Source organism: Streptomyces sp. NPDC000151 (genome assembly GCF_040301705.1).
Taxonomy (GTDB): Bacteria; Actinomycetota; Actinomycetes; order Streptomycetales; family Streptomycetaceae; genus Streptomyces.
On the sequence record NZ_JBEPFC010000008.1, the window covers coordinates 22,404 to 46,567 of the forward strand.

Annotated in this window: 20 protein-coding genes; 15 read left to right on the top strand and 5 right to left on the bottom strand. The window is 71.1% G+C overall.

Annotation, left to right across the window (positions count from 1 at the left end; all coding sequences use genetic code 11):
* Positions 1–117: 117 nt before the first annotated feature.
* Both uvrB and ABT381_RS04530 read left to right on the top strand, forming a co-directional pair.
* On the top strand, positions 118–2,274 hold the full coding sequence (uvrB, locus tag ABT381_RS04525) for an excinuclease ABC subunit UvrB (RefSeq protein ID WP_351587556.1): 2,157 nt from the start codon (positions 118–120) through the stop codon (positions 2,272–2,274).
* Between the two features lie 360 nt (positions 2,275–2,634).
* A complete protein-coding gene (locus ABT381_RS04530) occupies positions 2,635–3,636 on the top strand; it encodes a TerC family protein (protein ID WP_351587559.1) in 1,002 nt (333 codons plus the stop codon).
* Between the two features lie 78 nt (positions 3,637–3,714).
* Here ABT381_RS04530 and ABT381_RS04535 read toward each other — a convergent pair whose 3' ends face one another.
* Both ABT381_RS04535 and ABT381_RS04540 read right to left on the bottom strand, forming a co-directional pair.
* Positions 3,715–4,371, bottom strand: a complete 657-nt coding sequence (locus tag ABT381_RS04535; protein ID WP_351587562.1) for an MBL fold metallo-hydrolase — start codon at positions 4,369–4,371, stop codon at positions 3,715–3,717.
* 75 nt (positions 4,372–4,446) lie between these two features.
* Complete coding sequence (locus ABT381_RS04540) at positions 4,447–5,175, bottom strand: maleylpyruvate isomerase family mycothiol-dependent enzyme (RefSeq protein WP_351587565.1); 729 nt, start codon at positions 5,173–5,175, stop codon at positions 4,447–4,449.
* A 566-nt stretch (positions 5,176–5,741) separates the two neighbouring features.
* Here ABT381_RS04540 and uvrA point away from each other — a divergent pair.
* The 3 genes from uvrA to ABT381_RS04555 all read left to right on the top strand — a co-directional run bounded on the left by uvrA (position 5,742) and on the right by ABT381_RS04555 (position 9,443).
* A complete protein-coding gene (uvrA, locus tag ABT381_RS04545) occupies positions 5,742–8,777 on the top strand; it encodes an excinuclease ABC subunit UvrA (protein WP_351587568.1) in 3,036 nt (1,011 codons plus the stop codon).
* A gap of 160 nt (positions 8,778–8,937) precedes the next feature.
* Entirely contained in the window at positions 8,938–9,078 is a 141-nt protein-coding gene (locus ABT381_RS04550) for a hypothetical protein (protein ID WP_351587571.1), read from the top strand.
* A gap of 23 nt (positions 9,079–9,101) precedes the next feature.
* A complete protein-coding gene (locus ABT381_RS04555; RefSeq protein ID WP_351587574.1) occupies positions 9,102–9,443 on the top strand; it encodes a metal-sensitive transcriptional regulator in 342 nt (113 codons plus the stop codon).
* A gap of 47 nt (positions 9,444–9,490) precedes the next feature.
* Here the strand turns inward: ABT381_RS04555 and ABT381_RS04560 are convergent, their stop codons facing one another.
* A complete protein-coding gene (locus tag ABT381_RS04560; RefSeq protein WP_351587577.1) occupies positions 9,491–10,504 on the bottom strand; it encodes a carbohydrate kinase family protein in 1,014 nt (337 codons plus the stop codon).
* A gap of 328 nt (positions 10,505–10,832) precedes the next feature.
* The gene (locus ABT381_RS04565) at positions 10,833–11,837 is read right to left on the bottom strand and encodes a LacI family DNA-binding transcriptional regulator (RefSeq protein ID WP_351587580.1); all 1,005 of its coding nucleotides are present in this window, start codon (positions 11,835–11,837) and stop codon (positions 10,833–10,835) included.
* A 228-nt stretch (positions 11,838–12,065) separates the two neighbouring features.
* On the opposite strand from ABT381_RS04565, the gene ABT381_RS04570 reads away from it, so the two are divergent.
* Genes ABT381_RS04570 through ABT381_RS04580 form a run of 3 tightly spaced genes read left to right on the top strand, consistent with a single transcriptional unit; the run spans position 12,066 to position 14,967 of the window.
* Positions 12,066–13,070: a zinc-dependent alcohol dehydrogenase family protein gene (locus ABT381_RS04570; RefSeq protein WP_351587583.1), complete on the top strand. Its 1,005-nt coding sequence runs from the start codon at positions 12,066–12,068 to the stop codon at positions 13,068–13,070.
* Between the two features lie 5 nt (positions 13,071–13,075).
* Complete coding sequence (locus ABT381_RS04575) at positions 13,076–14,533, top strand: sugar porter family MFS transporter (RefSeq protein WP_351587586.1); 1,458 nt, start codon at positions 13,076–13,078, stop codon at positions 14,531–14,533.
* 17 nt (positions 14,534–14,550) lie between these two features.
* Positions 14,551–14,967 (top strand): Rieske (2Fe-2S) protein, encoded by a 417-nt coding sequence (locus tag ABT381_RS04580; RefSeq protein ID WP_351587589.1) that lies wholly within the window; start codon positions 14,551–14,553, stop codon positions 14,965–14,967.
* Between the two features lie 49 nt (positions 14,968–15,016).
* Here the strand turns inward: ABT381_RS04580 and ABT381_RS04585 are convergent, their stop codons facing one another.
* Positions 15,017–15,955 (bottom strand): hypothetical protein, encoded by a 939-nt coding sequence (locus ABT381_RS04585; RefSeq protein ID WP_351587592.1) that lies wholly within the window; start codon positions 15,953–15,955, stop codon positions 15,017–15,019.
* A gap of 238 nt (positions 15,956–16,193) precedes the next feature.
* On the opposite strand from ABT381_RS04585, the gene ABT381_RS04590 reads away from it, so the two are divergent.
* The 7 genes from ABT381_RS04590 to gap all read left to right on the top strand — a co-directional run bounded on the left by ABT381_RS04590 (position 16,194) and on the right by gap (position 24,079).
* Positions 16,194–16,811 (top strand): papain-like cysteine protease family protein, encoded by a 618-nt coding sequence (locus tag ABT381_RS04590; RefSeq protein ID WP_351587595.1) that lies wholly within the window; start codon positions 16,194–16,196, stop codon positions 16,809–16,811.
* Between the two features lie 4 nt (positions 16,812–16,815).
* A complete protein-coding gene (locus ABT381_RS04595; RefSeq protein WP_351587598.1) occupies positions 16,816–17,655 on the top strand; it encodes a hypothetical protein in 840 nt (279 codons plus the stop codon).
* Positions 17,656–17,775: 120 nt separating this feature from the next.
* Positions 17,776–19,845, top strand: a complete 2,070-nt coding sequence (uvrC, locus tag ABT381_RS04600) for an excinuclease ABC subunit UvrC (RefSeq protein WP_351587601.1) — start codon at positions 17,776–17,778, stop codon at positions 19,843–19,845.
* On the top strand, positions 19,842–20,792 hold the full coding sequence (gene rapZ, locus ABT381_RS04605; RefSeq protein ID WP_467754633.1) for an RNase adapter RapZ: 951 nt from the start codon (positions 19,842–19,844) through the stop codon (positions 20,790–20,792). Before uvrC ends, rapZ begins: the two co-directional genes overlap by 4 nt.
* A complete protein-coding gene (locus tag ABT381_RS04610) occupies positions 20,789–21,847 on the top strand; it encodes a gluconeogenesis factor YvcK family protein (protein ID WP_351587604.1) in 1,059 nt (352 codons plus the stop codon). The genes rapZ and ABT381_RS04610 overlap by 4 nt, the downstream gene beginning before the upstream one ends.
* Positions 21,838–22,827 carry a DNA-binding protein WhiA gene (gene whiA, locus ABT381_RS04615; RefSeq protein ID WP_030264446.1) on the top strand — a complete coding sequence of 330 codons (990 nt, stop codon included), beginning with the start codon at positions 21,838–21,840 and terminating at the stop codon, positions 22,825–22,827. The genes ABT381_RS04610 and whiA overlap by 10 nt, the downstream gene beginning before the upstream one ends.
* 247 nt (positions 22,828–23,074) lie before the next feature.
* Positions 23,075–24,079 (top strand): type I glyceraldehyde-3-phosphate dehydrogenase, encoded by a 1,005-nt coding sequence (gap, locus tag ABT381_RS04620; protein WP_351587607.1) that lies wholly within the window; start codon positions 23,075–23,077, stop codon positions 24,077–24,079.
* Positions 24,080–24,164 lie beyond the last annotated feature (85 nt).

The window sequence follows — 24,164 nt, forward strand, 5'->3', positions numbered from 1 at the left end:
AGAAGGGCCTTGTGAAGCAGGAAATGCCTCGTGACGGCGCGTGTCCGGACGCTTCCGCGGCGTCGGCGCCGGCGTTATGGACGCCGGTTGTCAGTGGTGGGTCGTACGGTGGGTTCCATGCGGCCCGTTTCCCAGATCGAACGCACGGTGGCGCCTTTCGAGGTCGTCAGCCCGTATCAGCCCAGTGGCGACCAGCCGGCGGCCATCGCCGAGCTGGAGCAGCGCATCCGCGGCGGTGAGAAGGACGTCGTCCTGCTGGGCGCCACCGGCACCGGCAAGTCGGCGACGACCGCGTGGATGATCGAGAAGCTGCAGCGCCCGACCCTCGTCATGGCGCCCAACAAGACCCTCGCGGCCCAGCTCGCCAACGAATTCCGCGAGCTGCTGCCGAACAACGCGGTCGAGTACTTCGTCTCGTACTACGACTACTACCAGCCCGAGGCGTACGTCCCGCAGTCCGACACGTACATCGAGAAGGACTCCTCGATCAACGAGGAGGTCGAGCGGCTGCGCCACTCGGCGACCAATTCGCTGCTCACCCGGCGGGACGTGATCGTGGTCTCCTCCGTGTCCTGCATCTACGGCCTGGGCACGCCCCAGGAGTACGTCGACCGGATGGTGCCCCTGAAGGTTGGCGAGGAGATCGACCGCGACCAGCTGCTGCGCCGCTTCGTGGAGATCCAGTACACCCGCAACGACGTGGCGTTCACCCGCGGCACCTTCCGGGTGCGCGGCGACACCATCGAGATCTTCCCGGTCTACGAAGAGCTGGCCGTCCGCATCGAGATGTTCGGCGACGAGATCGAGGCGCTGTCGACCCTCCACCCGCTGACCGGCGAGGTCATCAGCGACGACCAGCAGCTGTACGTCTTCCCCGCGAGCCACTATGTGGCGGGCCCCGAGCGCATGGAGAAGGCGATCGCCGGCATCGAGGCCGAGCTCGCCGAGCAGCTCGCCACGATGGAGAAGCAGGGCAAGCTGCTGGAGGCCCAGCGGCTGCGGATGCGGACGACGTACGACATCGAGATGATGCGCCAGATCGGCACGTGCTCCGGCATCGAGAACTACTCGCTGCACATCGACGGCCGCGAGCGGGGCACCGCGCCGAACACCCTCCTCGACTACTTCCCGGAGGACTTCCTCCTGGTCATCGACGAGTCGCACGTCACGGTGCCGCAGATCGGCGCGATGTACGAGGGCGACGCCTCCCGGAAGCGGACGCTGGTCGACCACGGCTTCCGGCTGCCGTCCGCGCTGGACAACCGGCCGCTGAAGTGGGAGGAGTTCCAGGGGCGCATCGGGCAGGCCGTCTACCTCTCCGCGACCCCGGGGCCGTACGAGCTCTCGCGCGGCGACGGCCACGTGGAGCAGATCATCCGCCCGACCGGCCTCGTCGACCCGGAGGTCGTCGTCAAGCCCACCGAGGGGCAGATCGACGACCTGGTCCACGAGATCCGCACGCGCACCGAGAAAGACGAGCGCGTCCTGGTCACGACCCTCACCAAGAAGATGTCCGAGGACCTCACGGACTACTTCCTGGAGCTGGGCATCCAGGTGCGCTATCTGCACAGCGACGTGGACACGCTGCGCCGGGTGGAGCTGCTCCGTGAGCTGCGGGCCGGCGAGTACGACGTGCTGGTCGGCATCAACCTCCTCCGGGAGGGCCTGGACCTGCCGGAGGTCTCCCTGGTGGCGATCCTCGACGCCGACAAGGAGGGCTTCCTCCGGTCGGGCACGTCCTTGATCCAGACGATCGGCCGCGCGGCGCGCAACGTCTCGGGCCAGGTGCACATGTACGCGGACAAGGTCACCCCCGCGATGGCGAAGGCCATCGACGAGACCAACCGGCGGCGCGAGAAGCAGCTCGCGTACAACAAGGAGCGCGGCATCGACCCGCAGCCGCTCCGCAAGAAGATCAACGACATCGTCGCGACGATCGCGCGCGAGGACGTCGACACGCAGGAGCTGCTGGGCTCGGGGTACCGCAAGGCGGCCGACGGCAAGGACGCCAAGGGCAAGGCGCCGGTGCCGGCGCTGGGCGGCGCCGCGGAGAAGGCCGGCAAGGGCGCCAAGAGGGGCGCGAAGGGCAAGGCCGCGGAGGGTGTGCCGACGGACCGGCCCGCCGCCGAGCTGGCCGAGATGATCGAGGAGATGACGGACCGCATGCGGGCGGCCGCCGCGGAGCTCCAGTTCGAGGTCGCCGCCCGGCTGCGCGACGAGGTGAGCGAGCTGAAGAAGGAGCTGCGCCAGATGCGGGAGGCCGGACTGAAGTAACCGGGCTGAAGTCACCGGACCGGGGGAACGGGGCGGCGGGGAATCGGTGGGCGTACGGGCTGAGCCCGTACGCCCACCGGCGCGTCTGCGGAGAGGTCGGGACCCTCTGCTGTACCGTCTATCGCACCGCCTCTGACCTGGCATTTTATCTAACTCTTTACTTATCCATGGCATTACTTTACGCTTGTTTGTGCGGAGGGGAGTATTCCCGCCTGCGGCGTACCCGTCATCACGGATCGGTTGGAGATCCCGGGGCGTCGGCCCACTCAGGGTCGCGGAGCACGGCGCGCGATCTCGGGGCGGAAGAGACCTCCGGCAGCGACGACGCTGTTTGTGTTGTTACGACCTGCCGGAGGAGCAGTGGACGTTTCCCTGACCCTGTGGGTGCTGACCATTCTTGGTCTGTGCGCCCTCATCGCCGCCGATTTCTTCATCGGCGGCCGCAAGCCGCACGACGTGAGCATCAAGGAAGCCGGTGTCTGGACCGGTGTCTGGATCGCGCTCGCCGCCCTCTTCGGGCTCGGGCTCTTCCTGTTCGGCGGCGGGCAGCCGGCCGGTGAGTTCTTCGCCGGCTTCATCACCGAGAAGTCGCTGAGCGTCGACAATCTCTTCGTCTTCGTCCTGATCATGGCGAAGTTCGCGGTGCCGTCGATATACCAGCAGCGGGTGCTGATGGTCGGCGTGCTGATCGCGCTGGTGCTGCGGGCCGTCTTCATCGGCGCCGGCGCGGCGATCATCGCCAACTTCTCCTGGGTCTTCTACCTCTTCGGCGCCTTCCTCATCTGGACGGCCTGGAAGCTCATCCAGGAGGCGCGCGCCGACGAGGAGGACGAGGAGTTCGAGGAGAACCGCTTCCTGAAGATGGTCGAGCGGCGCTTCCCGTCGACCGACAAGTACCACGGCACCAAGCTGTTCATCGTGGAGAACGGCAAGCGCCTGATGACGCCGATGCTGATCGTCATGCTGGCGATCGGCACCACCGACGTCCTCTTCGCGCTGGACTCGATCCCCGCGATCTTCGGCCTCACCCAGGACCCGTACATCGTCTTCACGGCCAACGCCTTCGCCCTGATGGGTCTGCGGCAGCTGTACTTCCTCATCGGCGGACTGCTGCGCAAGCTGGTCCACCTCTCGTACGGCCTGTCGGTCATCCTCGGGTTCATCGGCGTGAAGCTGGTGCTGCACGCGCTGCACGAGTCGGGGGTGCACGTCCCGGAGATCAGCATCCCGGTCTCGCTGGGCGTCATCTGCGCCGTGCTGGTCATCACGACGATCACCAGCCTGCGCGCGTCGAAGAAGCAGGCACAGGCCGAGGCGGCCGGCGACGCGGACGGCAAGGACAAGGACTCGATAGGCGCCTGAGGCGCCGGCGCGGCACAACAAGGCGCGGTGTGCGGGCCTCTCGCCCGTACACCGCGCCGTCTCGCTTCCCGGTGGCTCCTACCAGCCGCGCTCGCGCCACTCCGCGAGATGCGGGCGCTCGGCGCCCAGCGTGGTGTCCGCGCCGTGGCCCGGGTAGACCCAGGTCTCGTCGGGCAGCCGCGCGAAGAGCTTGTTCTCGACATCGTCGATCAGGCTGGCGAAGTTCTTCGCCTCGCCCCAGGTGTTGCCGACCCCGCCGGGGAAGAGGCAGTCGCCCGTGAAGACGTGCGGGTGGCCGTGCGGGTCGTCGTAGACCAGGGCGATGCTGCCGGGGGTGTGGCCGACCAGGTGGCGGGCGGTGAGCGTGACCCGCCCGACGCTGATGGTGTCGCCGTCCTCGACCAGGACGTCCGTCGGGACGGGAATGCCCTCGGCGTCGTAGCGGCCCGCGAAGGTCCGGGCGCCGGTCGCGTCGACGACCTCGCGCAGCGCGCCCCAGTGGTCACCGTGCTGGTGTGTGGTGACGACCGAGGTGATGCCGCTCTCGCCGATCAGCCCGAGGAGCGTCGAAGGCTCCGCGGCGGCGTCGATCAGTACCTGCGCGCCGGTCGCGCGGCAGCGCAGCAGGTAGGCGTTGTTGTTCGTCGGACCGACCGCGACCTTGGAGATCATCAGATCGGTCAGCTCGTGTACGTCGGCCGGTCCGCCGACCTTGACTGCTCCGGTGTACGCCATGCCCGCAGCCTACTGGCCGGGGCCCTGGAAGCATCGCGTCCGGGGGGTGTACCGCGGCACCGGCCGACGCCCCGGTCAGCGATCCGGCAGCTCCGGCAGGCCGGCGCCGTCGGGGGTGGTGAGGCCGGCGCCCTTCGAGCGGCCGGTGAGCCAGCCGACCAGTGCCGCCGGGGAACCGCTGACGGTGAGCGGGGCGCCGTCGGGGCGGCCCGTCCGCCAGCTCCGCCCGTCATCGGTGCACAGCTCCAGCGCGGCGACGTCCCGGTCTCCCTTCAGCCGCTGCTCCGCGAGGAAGGCCAGCTCGGCGTCCACGTACTCCGTCGCCAGATGGTCGACCGTGTAGCCGACGCCGAGGTCCACGTGGTGCAGCTCGACCTCGGCGAGCCGGCGGAAGGGCAGCCGCCCGGCCCGCTCGACGACGCCGTTGCGCATCTCCACCTCGTACGACAGGCGCTCGGGGCCCAGCGCCGAGCAGGCCGTCTCCCAGCGCTCGGCGCTGGACCGCAGGTCTTCAAGGTGGGCGGCCAGCGGCCGGTCGGCGTCCCGCTCGATGTCGGCGTCGCGGGCGGCGGGCGTGGCGTACATGGGCGTGCGGATGCCCGTACGCGCCCACGCGAAGAGGTTGGCGAGCCCGTCGGCGTTCCGGGCGAGGTGGGCGAGCACATGGCCGCGGGTCCAGCCGGGCAGCAGGGAGGGCTCCCCGACGGCCTCGTCGTCGAGCTTGGCCACGGAGACTAGGAGGCGGTCGGTGGCGGCGTGGACGGCTGCCGCGTCATAGGCGAATTCCTGTGCGGTGTCGGTCATGGTCCGAAGCTAGCGCCACCGCCGTCGGGGCGGGAGTCGGCGCACGTCGCCAGCCGGGAGCGCACGACGGTGCGGGCACGCGGCAGGGGGAAGGGACGGGACGGTTCCGGTGTTGTACGAGGAGTGCGCCGGGCCGGGCCGACGAGGCGTCCGGGCCTGCGCGCTCGTCGGTTCTCGGGCGCATCCGTGCAGGTCAGCGGTGCTGTGCCCGGTTCGGGAAGGGGCGTTGTCAGACCCCGGCGCTACGGTGAAGGGCGTGGTGGGATCCGGCGTCCGGCGCCGCCGTGAGCAGGCGTTCGGCGCGGCGTGACCAGGCGTCCGGTTCCACCGTGCAGCAGGCCGCTGCGCTGTCGTGCGCCGGGTCACCGGTGCCCTCGCGTCAGCGGAGCGCCGTCCGGCAACACCTTCGGGTGAAGACGGACGACGGAGACCAGAAATCGAATGCACGTGCTATAGGCTCGTGTGTGGCATCGAAACGACATCGACAGACATTGCCGCGGCGGCCCCCATACCCTGGGGCGGGGGTGCGCGGCACCCCGCCCCTCTCACGAAAGGTGCCGACCGGCGTGACAGACCGTCTCATCGTCCGTGGCGCTCGCGAGCACAATCTCCGCAACGTCTCGCTCGATCTCCCCCGCGACTCCCTCATCGTGTTCACGGGTCTTTCCGGATCGGGCAAGTCCTCGCTCGCGTTCGACACGATCTTCGCCGAGGGCCAGCGGCGCTACGTCGAGTCGCTGTCCTCGTACGCCCGGCAGTTCCTCGGGCAGATGGACAAGCCCGACGTGGACTTCATCGAGGGCCTGTCCCCGGCGGTCTCGATCGACCAGAAGTCGACCTCGCGCAACCCGCGCTCCACGGTCGGCACGATCACCGAGGTCTACGACTACCTCCGCCTGCTCTTCGCCCGCATCGGCAAGCCGCACTGCCCCGAGTGCCGCCGGCCGATCGCCCGCCAGTCGCCGCAGGCCATCGTGGACAAGGTGCTGGAGCTGCCCGAGGGCAGTCGGTTCCAGGTGCTCTCGCCGCTCGTCCGCGAGCGCAAGGGCGAGTTCGTCGACCTCTTCTCCGATCTGCAGACCAAGGGATACAGCCGGGCCCGGGTCGACGGCGAGACGATCCAGCTCTCCGAGCCGCCGAAGCTGAAGAAGCAGGAGAAGCACACGATCGAGGTGGTCGTGGACCGCCTCACGGTCAAGGAGACCGCCAAGCGCCGGCTGACCGACTCCGTCGAGACCGCGCTCGGCCTCTCCGGCGGCATGGTCATCCTCGACTTCGTCGACCTCGACGCCGACGATCCGCAGCGCGAGCGGATGTACTCGGAGCACCTCTACTGCCCGTACGACGACCTGTCGTTCGAGGAGCTGGAGCCGCGCTCCTTCTCCTTCAACTCGCCCTTCGGTGCCTGCCCGGAGTGCACGGGCATCGGTACGCGCATGGAGGTCGACCCCGAGCTGATCGTCCCGGACGAGGAGAAGTCGCTCGACGAGGGCGCCATCCACCCCTGGTCGCACGGCCACAACCGGGAGTACTTCGGCCGGCTGATCGGCGCGCTCGCCGACGCGCTCGGCTTCCGTACCGACATCCCCTGGGCCGGTCTGCCGCAGCGCGCCAAGAAGGCCCTGCTCAACGGCCACCGCACGCAGATCGAGGTGCGCTACCGGAACCGCTACGGCCGCGAGCGGCGGTACACCACCCCGTTCGAGGGCGCCCTGCCGTTCGTCCGGCGGCGGCACTCCGAGGCGGAGAGCGACTCCAGCCGCGAGCGCTTCGAGGGCTACATGCGCGAGGTGCCCTGCCCGGCCTGTGAGGGCACGCGCCTGAAGCCGATCGTGCTGGCCGTCACGGTGCAGGACAAGTCCATCGCCGACGTCGCCGCCATGTCGATCAGCGACTGCGCCGACTTCCTGCGCGACATGAAGCTGGACGCCCGCCAGAAGAAGATCGCCGAGCGGGTGCTGAAGGAGGTCAACGAGCGGCTGCGGTTCCTGGTCGACGTCGGCCTGGACTACCTCTCGCTGAACCGCGCGGCGGGCACCCTCTCCGGCGGTGAGGCGCAGCGCATCCGGCTCGCCACCCAGATCGGCTCCGGGCTGGTCGGCGTGCTGTACGTGCTCGACGAGCCGTCGATCGGCCTGCACCAGCGGGACAACCACCGCCTGATCGAGACGCTGGTCCGGCTGCGCGACCTCGGCAACACCCTGATCGTCGTCGAGCACGACGAGGACACCATCAAGGCCTCGGACTGGGTGGTGGACATCGGCCCCGGCGCCGGTGAGCACGGCGGCAAGGTCGTGCACAGCGGTCCCTTGAAGGAGCTGCTGGCCAACGAGGAGTCGGCGACCGGGCAGTACCTGTCCGGGACGAAGGTCATCCCGACGCCGGGCGTGCGCCGGCCCGTGGACCACGACCGCCGCCTCACGGTGCACGGCGCGAAGGAGAACAACCTCCGCGACATCGACGTGTCCTTCCCGCTGGGCGTGCTGACCGCCGTCACGGGCGTCTCCGGATCGGGCAAGTCGACGCTGGTCAACGACATCCTCTACACCCACCTGGCGCGGGAGCTGAACGGCGCCAAGTCGGTGCCGGGACGGCACACCCGGGTCGCGGGCGACGACCTGGTCGACAAGGTCGTGCACGTGGACCAGTCGCCCATCGGCCGCACGCCGCGGTCGAACCCGGCGACGTACACCGGCGTCTTCGACCACGTCCGCAAGCTGTTCGCGGAGACGATGGAGGCGAAGGTCCGCGGCTATCTGCCGGGCCGCTTCTCCTTCAACGTCAAGGGCGGCCGCTGCGAGAACTGCTCCGGCGACGGCACCATCAAGATCGAGATGAACTTCCTGCCGGACGTGTACGTGCCGTGCGAGGTGTGCCACGGGGCGCGGTACAACCGCGAGACGCTGGAGGTGCACTACAAGGGCAAGTCCATCGCCGAGGTGCTGGACATGCCGATCGAGGAGGCGCTGGACTTCTTCGAGGCGGTGCCGACGATCTCGCGGCACCTGAAGACGCTCAACGAGGTCGGCCTCGGGTACGTCCGGCTCGGGCAGTCCGCGCCGACGCTCTCCGGCGGTGAGGCGCAGCGCGTGAAGCTGGCGTCGGAGCTGCAGAAGCGGTCCACGGGCCGCACGGTCTACGTCCTGGACGAGCCGACGACCGGCCTGCACTTCGAGGACATCAACAAGCTGATCCGCGTGCTGTCCGGGCTGGTCGACAAGGGCAACTCCGTGATCGTCATCGAGCACAACCTCGATGTGATCAAGACGGCGGACTGGGTCGTGGACATGGGCCCGGAGGGCGGCAACGGCGGCGGCCTCGTCGTCGCCGAGGGCACGCCCGAGCAGGTCGCGGGGGTCCCGGCCAGCCACACCGGCAAGTTCCTGCGGGACATCCTCGGCGACCGGGTCAGCGACGCGACCCCGTCGAAGGGGGCACCGGCGAAGCGCTCGGCGGCGAAGAAGACGACGTCGGCCGCCAGTAAGACGGCGGCCAAGAAGACGGCGACGAAGCGGACCGCGGCCAAGAAGACCGTGGCCGCGGAGACGCCGGCGAAGAAGAAGACCGTGACGAAGGCGGTGAAGTCGAAGGGGAAGTCCTGAGGGACGGGCGGGGGCGGACAGGCGCTGGGCGGCCGCGGGCCCGGGGGCGGCAAGGGCGCAGACCCTGAGCCGTCCGGGCCGGCCGTACCGCCTCAGCGGGCGGCCCGGTCGCCGCGCGGAGGGTGCCCCTCCATCGCCGCGGCGGTGCGCCGGACTGCTGGTGTCCGAGCCCGTACGCTCCTCCGGGCAGCAGGGCCGTTACGGCGCGGTCGAGCTGGTCGACGAGCACGTTGAGGGCGCCGGGGAGGTGTCCGGGGGCGTACTTCCGGAGGCGTACTCCCCGGGGGCGCGACGTCGATGAGGGGCCTCTCGGGCGCACCGGGAATGCGGGTGCAAGGGCCGGCGCTACCATACCCACCGGGGTATTCGTGGAAAGGGAAGGCCGTGGAGCTGCCAGCAGAGGAACTGAAGGGCGCCGTCAACCGGCTGCGCCGGGCCCAGGGGCAGATCTCCGGGGTCATAGGGATGATCGAGCAGGGCCGGTCCTGCGAAGAGGTCGTCACGCAGCTGGCCGCCGCTTCCCGCGCGCTGGACCGGGCCGGTTTCGCGATCATCGCCACGGGCCTGGAGCACTGCCTGACGGCCGAGGCCGAGGGCGGGGCGCCGGAGATGGAGCGCGCCGAGATGCGCGCCAAGCTGGAGAAGCTCTTCCTGTCGCTGGCGTGATCCGCCCGCCCGGCTGATCAGCCGGTCCGCCGCCCCCGGAGGAAACCTCAGGCCAGGTCCGAGGCGTACGGCGGTTCCGCGCCCGCGCGGGAGCAGGTGAGGGCCGCGGCGCGGGCGGCGAAGCCGAGGATGTCCCGCCAGGCGTCCGCGTCCAGCCGGGCCACCGCGGCGGGGGAGAGCGCGTGGTGCGCGTCCAGGCGGTGCAGCAGCGCGGCGTTGACCGTGTCGCCTGCGCCGATCGTGTCCACGACCTCGACGCGTACGCCCGGTACGGACACCTCGCCGGCCGGGGTCGCGGCGGTCAGGCCGTCGCCGCCCCGGGTGAGCACCACCGCCGCCGGGCCCGCGGCCAGCCACTCCTTCACCGCCCCGGCCACCGCGTCGGCGGCGGCCGCCGCCGGCAGGCCGTCCGCGCCGGCCAGCCACCGCGCGTCCTCCTCCGAGAGCTTCAGCAGGGCGATGTGCGGCAGCCAGGAGCGGAAGCGGGCGCGGTAGGCGTCCGGGTCGGGGATCAGGCCGGCGCGGATGTTCGGGTCCAGGGCGGTGAACACGCCGCGCGCCGCCTCGCGCCGCATCAGCGCTTCGTACGCGCTCGCGCCCGGTTCCAGTACCAGCGAGCAGGTGCCCAGGGAGAGGGCGCGCACGTCGTCGGGGAGGGCGGGCGGCAGGGTGAAGAGGCGGTCGGCGGTGCCCTCGACGTAGAAGCCGTAGCCGGCCGAGCCGTCCGGGCTGATGTCGGCGAGCGCCAGTGTCGTGGGCTCGGCGCCGCGCTGGACCAGCGAGATGTCCACGCCGGCCGCCCGCAGGCCGTCCAGCAGCGAACCGCCGAAGGCGTCCGTCGAGACCCGTGAGCAGAAGGCGGCGGGCGAGCCGAGCCGGCCCAGCGCGACCGCGGTGTTGTACGGGCCCCCGCCCCGTTGCGGCGACAGCGCGGGCAGTGCGGGCAACGCGGGCAGCGCGGCGCCGTCCGCGGGCGCGCGCCCGCCGTCCGCTGTGTTCGCGGGGGCGGGGGCGTTCGCGGGGACGAGGTCGATGAGGGCTTCGCCGGCGACGACGATCACGAGGGGGTCCTTTCCGGGGCCGGTCCGGGGCAGTACGGGTGTGTCATGCGGCGCCACCGCACGACGGGCGGAGCGCACGACGGGCGAGGCGCATGACAGGCGGGGCGGACGACGGGCGGGGCGGGTCGGGCGACAGGGCGGGCCGCACACGGCCGGTCGACGAGCACGCCGGCGGGCCCGGCCGCGGCCCGCAGCCGATACGCGGCGCAGTCGCCACGTGGCCCGCAGCCGACTCGCGGCGTGCAACCGACCCGCGGCCCGCAGTCGCCACGTGCCCCCCACCCGTCACCCGGTCGCACCCCACAGCCACGGCCCGACGCATGGAGCATCAGGACCCACCCCCGCACCCGCACGACGTCCGATGGACGAACGTGCACGGAAGGCGGATGGTGCGCGGTGGCCGGGTCGGGTTCTCCAGGCGGTCCAGGAGGAGTTGGACCGCTGCCGCGCCGATCTCCCGGCTGGGCTGGGAGATCGCGGTGAGGCGGGGGGAGAAGAGGTCCGCCCAGGAGAAGTCGTCGAAGCAGGCGAGCGCGATGTCGCGCGGTACCCGCAGGCCCATCTCGCCCAGGGCCTTCAGGGCGCCGATGGTCATGGCGTTGTTGGCGGTGATCACGGCGGTGGGCGGTTCGGGCGCGGCGAGCAGGTGGCGGGTGGCGTCCTCGGCGCCCTCCGCCTCGGAGTTGCCGCCCGCCAGCAGCTCCGGCGCGAACGGCAGCCCGCGGGACCGCAGTCCTTCGCGGTAGCCGGCGACGCGCTCGGTGGTCGTGCTCAGCCCCGGCAGGCCCGCGATCAGGCCGATCCGGGTGTGCCCGAGGTCGGCCAGGTGCTCGACCAGCTGCCGTATCGGCGCGGTGCTCTCGGCGCAGACCTGGTCGTGCGTGTCGCCGACGAGGCGGTCGAGGTAGACGGTGGGGACCGCGCGCTTGGTGACGTACTCGACGAGGGCCGCGGGTTCGGCGGACGGCGCGACGATCATGCCGTCCACGCGGCGCTCGTGCAGCAGCTGGACGACCTTGCGCTCGTGCACCGGGTCGTCGTGCGGATCGGCGATCAGCAGGCTGTACCCGGCCTCCAGCGCGCCCGCCTCGACGCCCTGCAGGATCTCGGTGAAGTACGGATTGCTGATCGCGGAGACCGCGAGGCCGATGGAGCGGGTGCGCGAGGTCACCAGGGAGCGGGCGAGCGTGTTGTGCGTGTAACCCAGCTCGTCGATCGCGTCCAGGACGGACTTGCGGGTGTCGGGGCGCACGGGGCGGGTCTCGTTCAGGACGTGCGAGACCGTCGCCACGGAAACCCCCGCGCGACGTGCGACATCCACCATCGTCGCCATCCGGTGCCGTCCTCCCCGACGTGGCCGACGTCTCCGACGGCGTGCGTGATTGTGGGGAAACCGTAACGCATGAGAAGCATCGCGTAAACGCTTGCGTAAGCGTTTACGCCGGGGCTAGCCTCCCCGGGACCGAGCCGCTGCGGGACGCAGGACCGGCGATGCGGCACCGAGCCGCAGCACCCCCAACAGACCAGCAACAGACCAGCACAACGAAGTGGAGGCGCGAGTATGCGCGCTGTCGTGGTCACCGAGCCGGGCCGAGCCGCCCCGGCCGACGTGCCGGACCCCAGGCCCGAACCCGGCGAGGTCGTCGTCCGCGTCTCCTCGTGCGGCCTGTGCGGGACGGACATGCACATCCTCGGCGGCGAGCTGCCGCCCGTGACGTACCCGGTGATCCCCGGGCACGAGCTGACCGGCGAGGTGATCGCGGTGGGCGAGGGCGTCGCCGTCCCGGCCGTCGGCGACCGGGTCGCCGTGGACCCCAACATGCCCTGCGGCGCCTGTCATTACTGCCGGATCGGCCGCGGCAACCTCTGCGAGGACTACCGCGCGATCGGCGTCACGCAGGCCGGCGGCTTCGCCGAGCGGGTCGCCGTGCCGGCCCGCTGCGCCTACGTGATCCCCGACTCGTTCTCCGAGGCCGCGGCCGGGCTGATCGAGCCGCTGTCCTGCGCGGTGCACGGCCTGAACCGGCTGCCGCGCCGCCCCGGCGAGCACTACCTGATCTACGGCGCGGGCACGATGGGCCTGATGATGGCCGCGCTCGTACGGACGGCAGGCGCCGCCTCCGTATCGGTGGTGGACCTGAACGAGGAGCGGCTGGCGTTCGCCGAGTCGTTCGGCCTGGACGCGGCCGTGACCAGCGCGGACAAGCTCGCGCGGGGCAAGGGGCCGGGCTTCGAGGTGGTCGTGGACGCGACCGGCGCCGTGCCCGCCATCGAGGACGGGCTGGGGCGCGTCCGCAAGGGCGGCACGTTCCTGCAGTTCGGCGTGACGGACCCGTCCCGTAAGGCCGCGTTCTCGCCGTACCTCGTCTACAACAGCGAGATCGACATCATCGGGTCGATGGCCGTGCACAACAGCTTCCAGCCCGCCATCGACGTGCTGGCCTCCGGGCTCGACCTGGACCCGCTGGTCAGCGACGTCTTCGGCCTGGAGGACTTCGACGAAGCCGTGGCCCGCTTCAAGGCCGGCACGGGCCGCAAGATCCATCTCGCGCCGGCCAAGGGGTGACGGGCATGGCACCTCGTACCGCAGCCCCTCGTACGGCTGCGCCCCGTACCGCGGCACCTCGCCTCAAGAACGCGCTGATCTGGGTCTTCGGCGCCCTCGGCGGCATCCTGTGGGGCTACGACACCGGCGTGATCTCCGGCGCGCTGCTCTACATCAAGCGGGACCTCCCCATGAGCCCGCTGCTGGAGGGCATGGTCGTCTCCGGGCTGCTGGTCGGCGCGATGCTCGGCGCCGGCCTGTCCGGGCGGCTCTCGGACTCCTGGGGCCGCCGCCGGCTGATCCTCGCCGCCTCCGGGGTCTTCATCCTCGGCACGCTCGGCGCGTCGTTCGCGACGCACGTCTGGGTGCTGATCGTCTTCCGCTTCGTCCTCGGCATCGGCGTCGGCATCGCGTCCGTCGTCGTCCCGCTGTACCTGACCGAGCTGGCGCCCAAGCACGTGCGCGGCGGGCTGGCCTCGCTGATGCAGCTGCTGGTCACGGTCGGCATCTTCCTCGCGTACGTCACCGACTACGCCTTCCACGACTCCGGCGCCTGGCGCTGGATGATCGGGCTCGGCGTGGTCCCGGCCGCCGTCCTGGCGATCGGCATCGTCACGCAGCCGGAGAGCCCGCGCTGGCTGGTCGGCAAGGGGCGCGGCGACGAGGCGCGGCGGGTCCTCCTGCAGCTGCGCGGGGACGGTGAGTCGGCCCGCGCCGAGCTGGCGGAGATCGAGGAGACCGTACGGACCGAGCGCGCGCAGACCGAGAGCCTGACCTTCCGGCACCTGCTGTCGCCGAAGCTGCGGCCGGTCTTCGTGGTCGGGATGCTGCTGGTGTTCTTCCAGAACTTCGTCGGCATCAACACGATCATCTACTACGCGCCCCGGCTGCTGACCAACGTCGGCTTCGGGGACAGCGGCGCGATCATCGCCACCATGGGCGTCGGCGCGCTGAACATGCTGATGACGCTGCCCGCCATGCGGCTGATCGACCGCAAGGGGCGCAAGCCGCTGCTGCTGTGGGGCGCGCTGGGCATGTGCGTGGCGATGGTGGTGCTGGCCGTCACCAACCTCTCGGGGCTGGGATACGGCGCGCTGCTGTCCACCCTCACGCTCCTGGGGATCGCGCTGTACATCGCGTCGTTCGCCGTCTCCTGGGGCCCGGTGCAGTGGGTGATGCTGCCGGAGCTGTTCCCGATGCGGCTGCGGGCCGCGGCGGTCGGCCTGTGCGTGATCTTCAACTGGCTGTTCAACATGGCGGTCGCGCTGGTGTTCCCCTCGCTCCTGGACACCTTCGGGGCGGGCGCCAACTTCCTCTTCTTCGCGGTGATGACCTTCCTCGCCTTCGTGTTCGTACGGAAGCTGCTCCCGGAGACCAAGGGGCGCAGCCTGGAGGAGATCGAACAGGACCTGCTCCGGGGTACCGCGGGCCCGGTCGGGGCCGCGGATTCCGCCCCGGTATCGTCGGGCAGCGCCACCCCCTGAGAGCAGGAGTCATGACCATGAGCGAGCCCCTCCACCGCCGTACTGTGCTGCGAGGGGCCGCGCTCGCGGGCATCGCCTGCGTCGGCGCCGCCGCGTGCTCCGCGGGCGGCTCGAAGTCGGGCTCGGTCCCGAAGGCGCCCACCCAGGAGACCGAGCTGGGCGCGGCCGACGCGATACCGGTCGGCGGCGCCAGGCTCTACCCCGAGGAGAAGCTGGTCGTCTCGCAGCCGGCCAAGGGCGAGTTCAAGTGCTTCAGCTCGGTGTGCACGCACGCGGGCGCGATCCTGAACAAGCTCGACAAGGAAGTGGCGACCTGCCCGCTGCACGGCAGCCAGTTCGACGTGGCGACCGGCAAGCCCGTGCACGGCCCGGCGACCTCGCCACTGGAGGAGATCCCGGTCAAGGTCAAGGGCGGCAAGCTGATCGCGGGCTGACCCGCCCCTGGGCGCCCTGAAGGGGCGAGGCCCGCGCACCCCGAAGGGCTCACCCCCAGTCCCACTCGATCCCGAGCAGTCCGGGCCGTACCGACTGGTCCACCAGGTGGACGGCGCGGTGCTGCCCGCTCAGCGTCAGTTCCTGGCGGGCGGTGCGCGGCGCGGTCGTCGTCGCCTGCGCGAAGCGGCCGCAGCGCACCGGGAGCGCTGCCTCGTCGAAGCGCACCTGAAGGACGTACTGCCCGCCGGGGAAGGGGAAGCCGCGGAAGTACTCGGTGCTCTCGCCCGCGGTGCCGTCGCGGAACCCGTAGGAGAAGACGTACGTGTCGCCGGCCCGCAGCCGGGTGTCGAAGAGCAGTTCGGCGACCACGAGCGGCGCTTCGGGGACGTGCCGCACCCGGCCCAGCCGGCAGTTCTCCGTCGCCCGCACGGTCATCCGTGCCGGGTCGGCGCCCTCGTCGCCGCAGTGGATGGCGACATAGCGGTCCACGCCGTCCCGGTGCGCGCGCACCACCTGCTGCGACTCGCGGTCCAGCAGCTCGCGGCGGGCCCCTATGAGGACCCGCTCGGACTGCCCCACGGTGTGCAGCCCGCCGTCCGTGGGGGCGCCCAGGTCGGCGAGGAGCTTCCGTACGACGTCGGAGTCCTCGGTCAGGGTGCGGTACGACCGGCCCGTGGGGCGCTCGACGTCCGGGTACACCGGGGTCTGCGACTCCAGCAGCCTGATGAGCGCGCCGGCGGGCAGCTCCAGTACCTCTTCCAGCGCCGTCACCGCGCGCAGCGACTCGGGGCGCTGCGGGCGGCGGGCGCCCTGCTGCCAGTAACTGAGGCTGGTGACGCCGACCTTGATGCCGCGCTGCGCGAGCTTGTACTGCACGCGGTGCAGGGCGAGGCCGCGTTCGGCCAGCGCGGCGCGCAGCGCCAGGTGGAACGGGCCGGTGCGCAGCGCCTGTGCGAGCTCGGCCGATGCGGCGGTGTCCTGTGCCATTGCCAACCCTCCGGTGCGCGGGGTGAACGTTCACAACCGGAGTTCACACATCCCGCCGACCCTGTCCGTTCCTCGCAGATCGCCGGGCAGGGGACGTTCACATCGGGGCTCGTCCGTCCACACCGCCGCGTCACCTCGCATTGAAGCGTGTTGACCAGCCCCGGACAACACTTGATGCTCCTCAGCAGCATCCGGATGCGTTCCTCTCCCTCTTCCCACCCCCCTCGGGAGGACCGCCATGCACCGCCCGTCCCGCCGCACACGCTCGTCCCGTCCCCGCTCCACGCGCCGCAGATGGCTCCTGACCGCGGCCGTCGCCGCCGTCCTCACCGGCTTCCCCGCCGCGACGGCGACGGCCGCCCCCGACACCGCGCTCGCCAGTAACAGGCTGAACATCACCATGCAGGCCCAGCAGAACAGCAACTGGTGCTGGGCGGCCTCCGGAAACACCATCGCCACCTGGTTCGGCCGCAACTACAGCCAGAACCAGTTCTGCAACGCCGCCTTCGGGCGCCAGCAGGGCACCACCTGCCCCAACAGCCAGGCCACGCTCGGTGACGTGCAGAACGGCCTGGAATGGGCCGGCATCAGCTCCGGCAACTACGTCAGCGGCTACCTCAACTACAGCACCGTGCAGAGCGAGATCAACGCCAAGCGGCCCGTGGAGACCCGCATCCAGTGGTCCTCAGGGGGCGGCCACATGCACGTCCTGTACGGCTTCGACACCGCGAACAACTGGGTGTACTGGGGCGACCCCTGGCCGGACAACAACCGCTACAACTGGGGCGATTACCGCTACTACGTCGATGGCAGCGAGTTCTCCTGGACGCACTCCCTCTACCGGATCGGAGCCTGAGGCGATGACGCACCGGAACCCGACGCGCGCCGCCGTCACCGCGGCGCTGGCCACCGCTCTCGCCGGGCTCGCCCCGCAGGCGGCCCTGGCCGCGGACACCCCCGCACCGCCCAAGGCCCCGGCCGCGGCGAGCGTGGCCGCCGCCCACGACGCGGCGACCGCCCCTGGGACGCTGCACACGCTCGCCCGCTTCTTCGCCCGCGACGGCAAGGTGAGCGCCAAGGCCGCCGAGCCGCGCATCGAGGGCGCGACCGTGCCCGTCTACGTGCTCTCGCCGGACTTCGTCCGCGGCCGCTCCGGCGCCCCGGTCGCCCGGCTGGACTTCCTCGCCAGCAAGGCGGTCTCCGCCGACGGCCAGGAGGCGTCGGTGTGGACCGTGCGGCCGAAGGGCGCGGACAGCTGGCGGGTGGTGAACATCGCCACCGGGGCCGACGAGACGGAGTACGCGGCGAAGGCGAAGGGCGGCACGCTCTTCCACGAGCCGCAGATCGACGCCTGGTACGTCCAGCGCGGCGACCGCGTCCAGCCGCTGGACGCGGACGCGAAGCGGGCGGTCGGGGCGGCCGGGACCACGGTCGCCGCGTACCAGAAGCGCGTGCACGCGGCGTACGGGGACAAGCTGCCCGGCTCGGCGTACGACCGGCGCGGGGAGGCCGGCGGCTACGGGGAGGCCGCCGGCTCCGGTACCGCGGTGGCCGGCTCCGGTACCGCGGTGGCCGCCACCGGTGCGGCGGCGGCCACCACCGGAAGCAGCGGCCCGCTCGTCGCCGTGCTGACCGCCCTGGGCACACTGGTGGTGCTGGCGATCGGCGGGGCGCTCGTCTCCCGGAGGCTGCGCCGCTGACCGCGCTCCGTAGCCGGTCCGTGGGGCCTGCGTGAGCGGCGCCACGTTCCCCCGGACCGGCCCCGGCCGGCTTCCTCACCTGTGCCCGGGTTGTCAGTGGTCACCAGTAGGGTGGCGGACATGGCGGACCCCAGCAGCTATCGACCCAAGCCGGGACAGATCCCCGACTCGCCGGGGGTCTACAAATTCCGGGACGAGCACCGACGGGTGATCTACGTAGGCAAGGCCAAGAGCCTGCGCCAACGCCTGTCGAACTACTTCCAGGACCTGGCGAATCTCCACCCGCGGACGCGCACGATGGTCACCACCGCCGCGTCCGTGGAGTGGACCGTCGTCTCCACCGAGGTCGAGGCGCTCCAGCTGGAGTACACCTGGATCAAGGAGTTCGACCCGCGGTTCAACGTCAAGTACCGCGACGACAAGAGCTATCCGTACCTCGCCGTCACGCTCAACGAAGAGTTCCCGCGGGTCCAGGTGATGCGCGGCGCCAAGAAGAAGGGCGTGCGGTACTTCGGCCCGTACGGCCATGCCTGGGCGATCCGCGAGACCGTCGACCTGATGCTGCGGGTCTTCCCTGTGCGGACGTGCTCGGCGGGCGTCTTCAAGCGCTCGGCCCAGATCGGCCGCCCCTGCCTCCTCGGATACATCGGCAAGTGCTCGGCCCCCTGCGTCGAGCGGGTCTCGGCCGAGGAGCACCGCGAACTGGCCGAGGAGTTCTGCGACTTCATGGCAGGCCGCACGGGCGCGTACATCCGCCGCCTGGAGCGGCTGATGGCGGAGGCCGCCGAGGAGATGGAGTACGAGCGGGCCGCCCGGCTGCGCGACGACATAGAGGCGCTGAAGCGGGCCATGGAGAAGAGCGCCGTGGTGCTCGCCGACGCCACCGACGCCGACCTCATCGCGCTCGCCGAGGACGAGCTGGAGGCCGCCGTCCAGATCTTCCACGTCCGCGGCGGCCGGGTGCGCGGCCAGCGCGGCTGGGTCACCGACAAGGTCGAGAACGTCGACACCGCGGACCTCGTGGAGCACGCCCTGCAGCAGCTGTACGGCGAGGAGCGCGGCGACGCCGTCCCCAAGGAAGTCCTGGTGCCGGCGCTGCCCGACCCCGTCGAGCCGGTCCAGCAGTGGCTGACCGAGCGCCGCGGGTCGAACGTCTCGCTGCGCATCCCGCAGCGCGGCGACAAGAAGGACCTGATGGCCACGGTCCAGCGCAACGCCCAGCAGGCGCTGGCCCTGCACAAGACCAAGCGCGCCTCGGACCTGACCACCCGCTCCCGGGCGCTGGAGGAGATCGCCGAGGCGCTGGAGCTGGACTCGGTGCCGCTGCGCATCGAGTGCTTCGACATCTCGCACCTCCAGGGCGACGACGTGGTGGCGTCGATGGTCGTCTTCGAGGACGGGCTGGCGAGGAAGAGCGAGTACAGACGCTTCCAGATCAGGTCCTTCGAGGGCCAGGACGACGTCCGGTCCATGCACGAGGTGATCTCCCGCCGCTTCAAGCGGTATCTGCAGGAGAAGCAGAAGACCGGCGAGTGGGAGGAGGAGACCGGCGCGGACGCCGCCGATCTGGTCTCCGGGGCCGTGCCGGGCCCTGCGGACCTCTCCGGTGCCGCGCCGGGCCCGAAGGACGAGGAGGGCCGCCCCAAGCGCTTCGCGTACCCGCCGCAGCTGGTCGTCGTCGACGGCGGCCGGCCGCAGGTCGCCGCGGCGCAGCGGGCGCTGGAGGAGCTGGGCATCGACGACGTCGCGGTCTGCGGGCTGGCCAAGCGCCTGGAGGAGGTCTGGGTGCCCGGCGAGGAGGACCCGGTCGTACTGCCCCGGACGAGCGAGGGCCTGTACATCCTCCAGCGCGTCCGGGACGAGGCGCACCGCTTCGCCATCGCCTACCAGCGCAACAAGCGCGGCAAGCGGCTCACGGCAAGCCCCCTGGACACCGTGCCCGGCCTCGGCGAGAGTCGCCGCCAGGCCCTCCTGAAGCACTTCGGTTCCCTGAAGAAACTCAGAGGGGCCACCATCGAGGAGATCTGCGAGGTGCCGGGCGTCGGCCGCAAGACCGCCGAGACCGTCGCGGCGACCCTGGCCCAGGCCGTTCCGGCCGCCCCGGCGGTCAACACCGCCACCGGAGAGATCATTGAAGATGAGGGGGCACCGCAGGCCGCGTTGCCTTCAGAACAGGGACAGGAACGATGAGCGACAGCAGCCCCGAGCAGCAGACCGGAAGAGACGGCGCGCAGGTGAGTGCGGCGCCGGTGCGCGATGACCAGGACCGGAGTCCCGCGATCCCCGAGCTGGTGATCATCTCCGGGATGTCGGGCGCGGGACGGAGCACGGCCGCCAAGTGCCTGGAGGACCTCGGCTGGTTCGTGGTCGACAACATCCCGCCCGAGCTCATCCCGCCGATGGTCGACCTCGGCGCCCGTTCCCAGGGCAACGTCGCCCGGATCGCGGTGGTCGTCGACGTCCGCGGCCGCCGCTTCTTCGACAACCTCAAGGAGTCCCTGGCCGCGCTGGACGCCGCGCAGGTCAAGCGCCGCATCGTCTTCCTGGAGTCCTCCGACGAGGCGCTGGTCCGCCGCTTCGAGTCGGTCCGCCGCCCGCACCCGCTGCAGGGCGACGGCCGCATCGTCGACGGCATCGCCGCCGAGCGCGACCTGCTGCGCGAGCTGCGCGGCGACGCCGACCTGGTGATCGACACCTCCAGCCTGAACGTCCACGAGCTGCGCGCCAAGATGGACGCCCAGTTCGCCGGCGAGGAGGTCCCCGAGCTGCGCGCGACGGTGATGTCCTTCGGCTTCAAGTACGGCCTGCCGGTCGACGCCGACCTCGTCGTGGACTGCCGCTTCATCCCGAACCCGCACTGGGTCCCGGAGCTGCGGCCGTACACGGGTCTGAACGAAGAGGTCTCCAACTACGTCTTCAGCCAGCCCGGCGCCAAGGAGTTCCTGGACGGCTACGCCGAGCTGCTGCGCATCGTCGCCGAGGGGTACCGCCGCGAGGGCAAGCGGTACGTCACCATCGCGGTCGGCTGTACGGGCGGCAAGCACCGCAGCGTCGCCATGTCGGAGAAGCTGGCCCGCCGGCTGGTCTCCGAAGGGGTCGAGACGGTCGTCGTCCACCGGGACATGGGGCGCGAATGACTGCCCGTGCGCCCCGGATGCGCCGCGTACGCCGGCTCGTACGGGGCGGCACGCAGAAGGGCGCCACCCCGAAGGTCGTCGCACTCGGCGGCGGCATGGGCCTGTCCGCCTCGCTCGCCGCGCTGCGCCGCATCACGCGCGACCTGACCGCCGTGGTCACGGTCGCCGACGACGGCGGCTCCAGCGGCCGGCTCCGCGACGAGCTGGGCGTCCTGCCGCCCGGCGACCTGCGCAAGGCCCTCGCGGCGCTGTGCGGCGACGACGACTGGGGCCAGACCTGGTCCCGGGTGATCCAGCACCGCTTCCAGAGCGGCGGCGAGCTGCACGACCACGCGGTGGGCAATCTCCTGATCGTCGCCCTGTGGGAGCAGCTGGGCGACCACGTCCAGGCGCTGGACCTGGTCGGCAAGCTGCTGGGCGCGCAGGGCCGGGTGCTCCCGATGTCCGCCGTGCCGCTGGAGCTCCAGGCCCTGGTCAAGGGGCACCACGAGGGCCGTCCGGACGAGATCTCCACCGTCCGCGGCCAGGCCACGGTTGCGCTCACCCGCGGTGAGGTGCAGTCCGTGCACGTCGTCCCGGAGGACCCGCCCGCCGTCCCGGAGGCCGTCGAGGCGGTACGGGACGCGGACTGGGTGGTGCTCGGACCCGGGTCCTGGTTCTCCTCCGTGATCCCGCATCTCCTGGTGCCGCAGCTGCGCGAGGCGCTGGAGGAGACCAAGGCACGTAAGGTCCTCTCGTTGAACCTCGCACCCCAGCCGGGGGAGACGGACGGGTTTTCCCCGCAGCGTCATTTGGAGGTTTTGGCCCGACACGCCCCTAAACTCGCCTTCGACGTGGTGCTGGCCGATCAGGACGCCGTGCCCGACCGGGAGTGTCTGACCGGAGCGGCCAAGGAGCTGTTCGGCAGCGCGGTCGAGCTGGCGGCCGTGGCCGCGCAAGGCGGCCCTGACCAGGGGAAACCCGGTGGTGGTTCCGCCCGGCACGACCCGGAGCTGCTGGCCGCCGCGTACGACCGTATTTTTCGGATGCATGGAAGGATCGGCCCATGGCGATGACGGCAGCGGTGAAGGATGAAATTTCCCGGCTCCCCGTCACCCGGACCTGCTGCCGGAAGTCGGAGGTCTCGTCGATCCTGCGGTTCGCCGGCGGGTTGCACCTGGTCAGCGGGCGCATCGTGATCGAGGCGGAGCTGGACACGGGCATCGCGGCCCGGCGGCTCCGCAAGGACATCCTGGAGATCTTCGGGCACTCCTCGGACCTGGTGGTGATGGCACCCGGCGGACTGCGCCGCGGCAGCCGCTACGTCGTCCGGGTCGTGGCCGGCGGCGACCAGCTCGCGCGCCAGACCGGCCTCGTCGACGGCCGCGGCCGCCCCATCCGGGGCCTGCCCCCGCAGGTGGTCTCGGGGGCCACCTGCGACGCGGAGGCCGCCTGGCGCGGCGCTTTCCTGGCGCACGGCTCGCTCACCGAGCCCGGCCGCTCCTCCTCCCTGGAGGTGACCTGCCCGGGCCCCGAGGCGGCGCTCGCGCTGGTCGGCGCGGCCCGCCGGCTCGGCATCGCGGCCAAGGCCCGCGAGGTGCGCGGCGTGGACCGGGTGGTGGTCCGTGACGGTGACGCGATCGGCGCGCTGTTGACGCGCCTCGGCGCGCACGAGTCGGTGCTGGCGTGGGAGGAGCGCAGAATGCGCCGCGAGGTGCGGGCCACGGCCAACCGCCTCGCGAACTTCGACGACGCCAACCTCCGCCGCTCGGCGCGGGCCGCGGTCGCCGCGGGCGCCCGTGTGCAGCGCGCGCTGGAGATCCTCGGCGAGGAGGTGCCGGAGCACCTCGCGGCGGCCGGCCGGCTGCGCATGGAGCACAAGCAGGCGTCCCTGGAGGAGCTGGGCGCGCTCGCCGACCCGCCGCTCACCAAGGACGCGGTCGCGGGCCGGATCCGCCGGCTGCTCGCGATGGCCGACAAGCGCGCACAGGACCTCGGCATTCCGGGTACGGAATCCAACCTCGCCGACGACCTCGCGGAGGGCATGGTCGGCTGAACGGGATCGCTACTTGTCAGTACGCGCCCCCGGCACCCGCACTGGGTGCCGGGGGCGCGTGCGTACTGGCGAGGGGCTCGTGGCGCAAGGGCGTCAGAGGGGCTCAAGGGCGCTCACCTGAGCAGAAGGAGAGCCCCATGTCAATGTCACGTACGTCTCGTACAGGGGGTAGGGTCGGAGGCGGTCGGGGACATCCCATACAGCTCGGCGGTGCACAAACCGCCGTACCAACGAGGAGATCGGTTTCGTGACGATCCGCGTAGGCATCAACGGCTTTGGCCGCATCGGTCGTAACTACTTCCGCGCGCTGCTGGAGCAGGGTGCGGACATCGAGATCGTGGCTGTCAACGACCTGGGTGACACCGCGACCACCGCCCACCTGCTGAAGTACGACACCATCCTGGGCCGCCTCAAGGCCGAGGTGTCGCACACCGCCGACACCATCACGGTCGACGGCCACACCATCAAGGTGCTCTCCGAGCGCAACCCGGCGGACATCCCGTGGGGCGAGCTGGGCGTCGACATCGTGATCGAGTCGACCGGCATCTTCACCAAGCGCGAGGACGCCGCCAAGCACCTCGCCGGTGGCGCGAAGAAGGTCCTCATCTCGGCTCCGGCCAAGGACGAGGACATCACCATCGTGATGGGTGTCAACCAGGACAAGTACGAGGCCGACAAGCACGACGTCATCTCGAACGCCTCCTGCACCACCAACTGTGTGGCGCCGATGGCCAAGGTTCTCGACGAGAACTTCGGCATCGTCAAGGGCATGATGACCACGGTCCACGCGTACACCAACGACCAGCGCATCCTGGACTTCCCGCACAAGGACCTGCGCCGCGCCCGCGCCGCCGCGGAGAACATCATCCCGACCTCCACGGGTGCCGCCAAGGCCACCGCGCTGGTCCTCCCGCAGCTCAAGGGCAAGCTGGACGGCATCGCCATGCGCGTGCCCGTGCCCACCGGCTCGGTCACCGACCTCGTCCTGGAGCTCGACCGCGAGGTCACCGCCGACGAGATCAACGCCGCCTTCCAGAAGGCCGCCGAGGGCCAGCTCAAGGGCATCCTGGAGTACACCGAGGACCCGATCGTCTCCTCGGACATCGTGAACTTCCCGGCCTCCTGCACCTTCGACTCCGGCCTCACCATGGCCCAGGGCAAGCAGGTCAAGGTCGTCGGCTGGTACGACAACGAGTGGGGCTACTCCAACCGCCTGGTCGACCTGACCGTCTTCGTCGGCGGCCAGCTCTGAATAATCTCTGCCTGACGCTGTACTAGGCACCGAGCCTGACGCAGTACTGGGCACCGAGATGTAGGACGGGGCTCGTAGGACGCGA

Coding starts and splice junctions, on each gene's coding strand:
- ABT381_RS04540 (WP_351587565.1), bottom strand. CDS start 5,175: ATGACCGACACCGCACAGGAATTCGCCTATGACGCGGCAGCCGTCCAC.
- ABT381_RS04570 (WP_351587583.1), top strand. CDS start 12,066: ATGCGCGCTGTCGTGGTCACCGAGCCGGGCCGAGCCGCCCCGGCCGAC.
- ABT381_RS04585 (WP_351587592.1), bottom strand. CDS start 15,955: ATGGCACAGGACACCGCCGCATCGGCCGAGCTCGCACAGGCGCTGCGC.
- ABT381_RS04580 (WP_351587589.1), top strand. CDS start 14,551: ATGAGCGAGCCCCTCCACCGCCGTACTGTGCTGCGAGGGGCCGCGCTC.
- uvrB (WP_351587556.1), top strand. CDS start 118: ATGCGGCCCGTTTCCCAGATCGAACGCACGGTGGCGCCTTTCGAGGTC.
- uvrC (WP_351587601.1), top strand. CDS start 17,776: ATGGCGGACCCCAGCAGCTATCGACCCAAGCCGGGACAGATCCCCGAC.
- ABT381_RS04535 (WP_351587562.1), bottom strand. CDS start 4,371: ATGGCGTACACCGGAGCAGTCAAGGTCGGCGGACCGGCCGACGTACAC.
- ABT381_RS04575 (WP_351587586.1), top strand. CDS start 13,076: ATGGCACCTCGTACCGCAGCCCCTCGTACGGCTGCGCCCCGTACCGCG.
- whiA (WP_030264446.1), top strand. CDS start 21,838: ATGGCGATGACGGCAGCGGTGAAGGATGAAATTTCCCGGCTCCCCGTC.
- ABT381_RS04590 (WP_351587595.1), top strand. CDS start 16,194: ATGCACCGCCCGTCCCGCCGCACACGCTCGTCCCGTCCCCGCTCCACG.
- rapZ (WP_467754633.1), top strand. CDS start 19,842: ATGAGCGACAGCAGCCCCGAGCAGCAGACCGGAAGAGACGGCGCGCAG.
- ABT381_RS04610 (WP_351587604.1), top strand. CDS start 20,789: ATGACTGCCCGTGCGCCCCGGATGCGCCGCGTACGCCGGCTCGTACGG.
- ABT381_RS04595 (WP_351587598.1), top strand. CDS start 16,816: ATGACGCACCGGAACCCGACGCGCGCCGCCGTCACCGCGGCGCTGGCC.
- ABT381_RS04565 (WP_351587580.1), bottom strand. CDS start 11,837: ATGGCGACGATGGTGGATGTCGCACGTCGCGCGGGGGTTTCCGTGGCG.
- ABT381_RS04555 (WP_351587574.1), top strand. CDS start 9,102: ATGCGGGTGCAAGGGCCGGCGCTACCATACCCACCGGGGTATTCGTGG.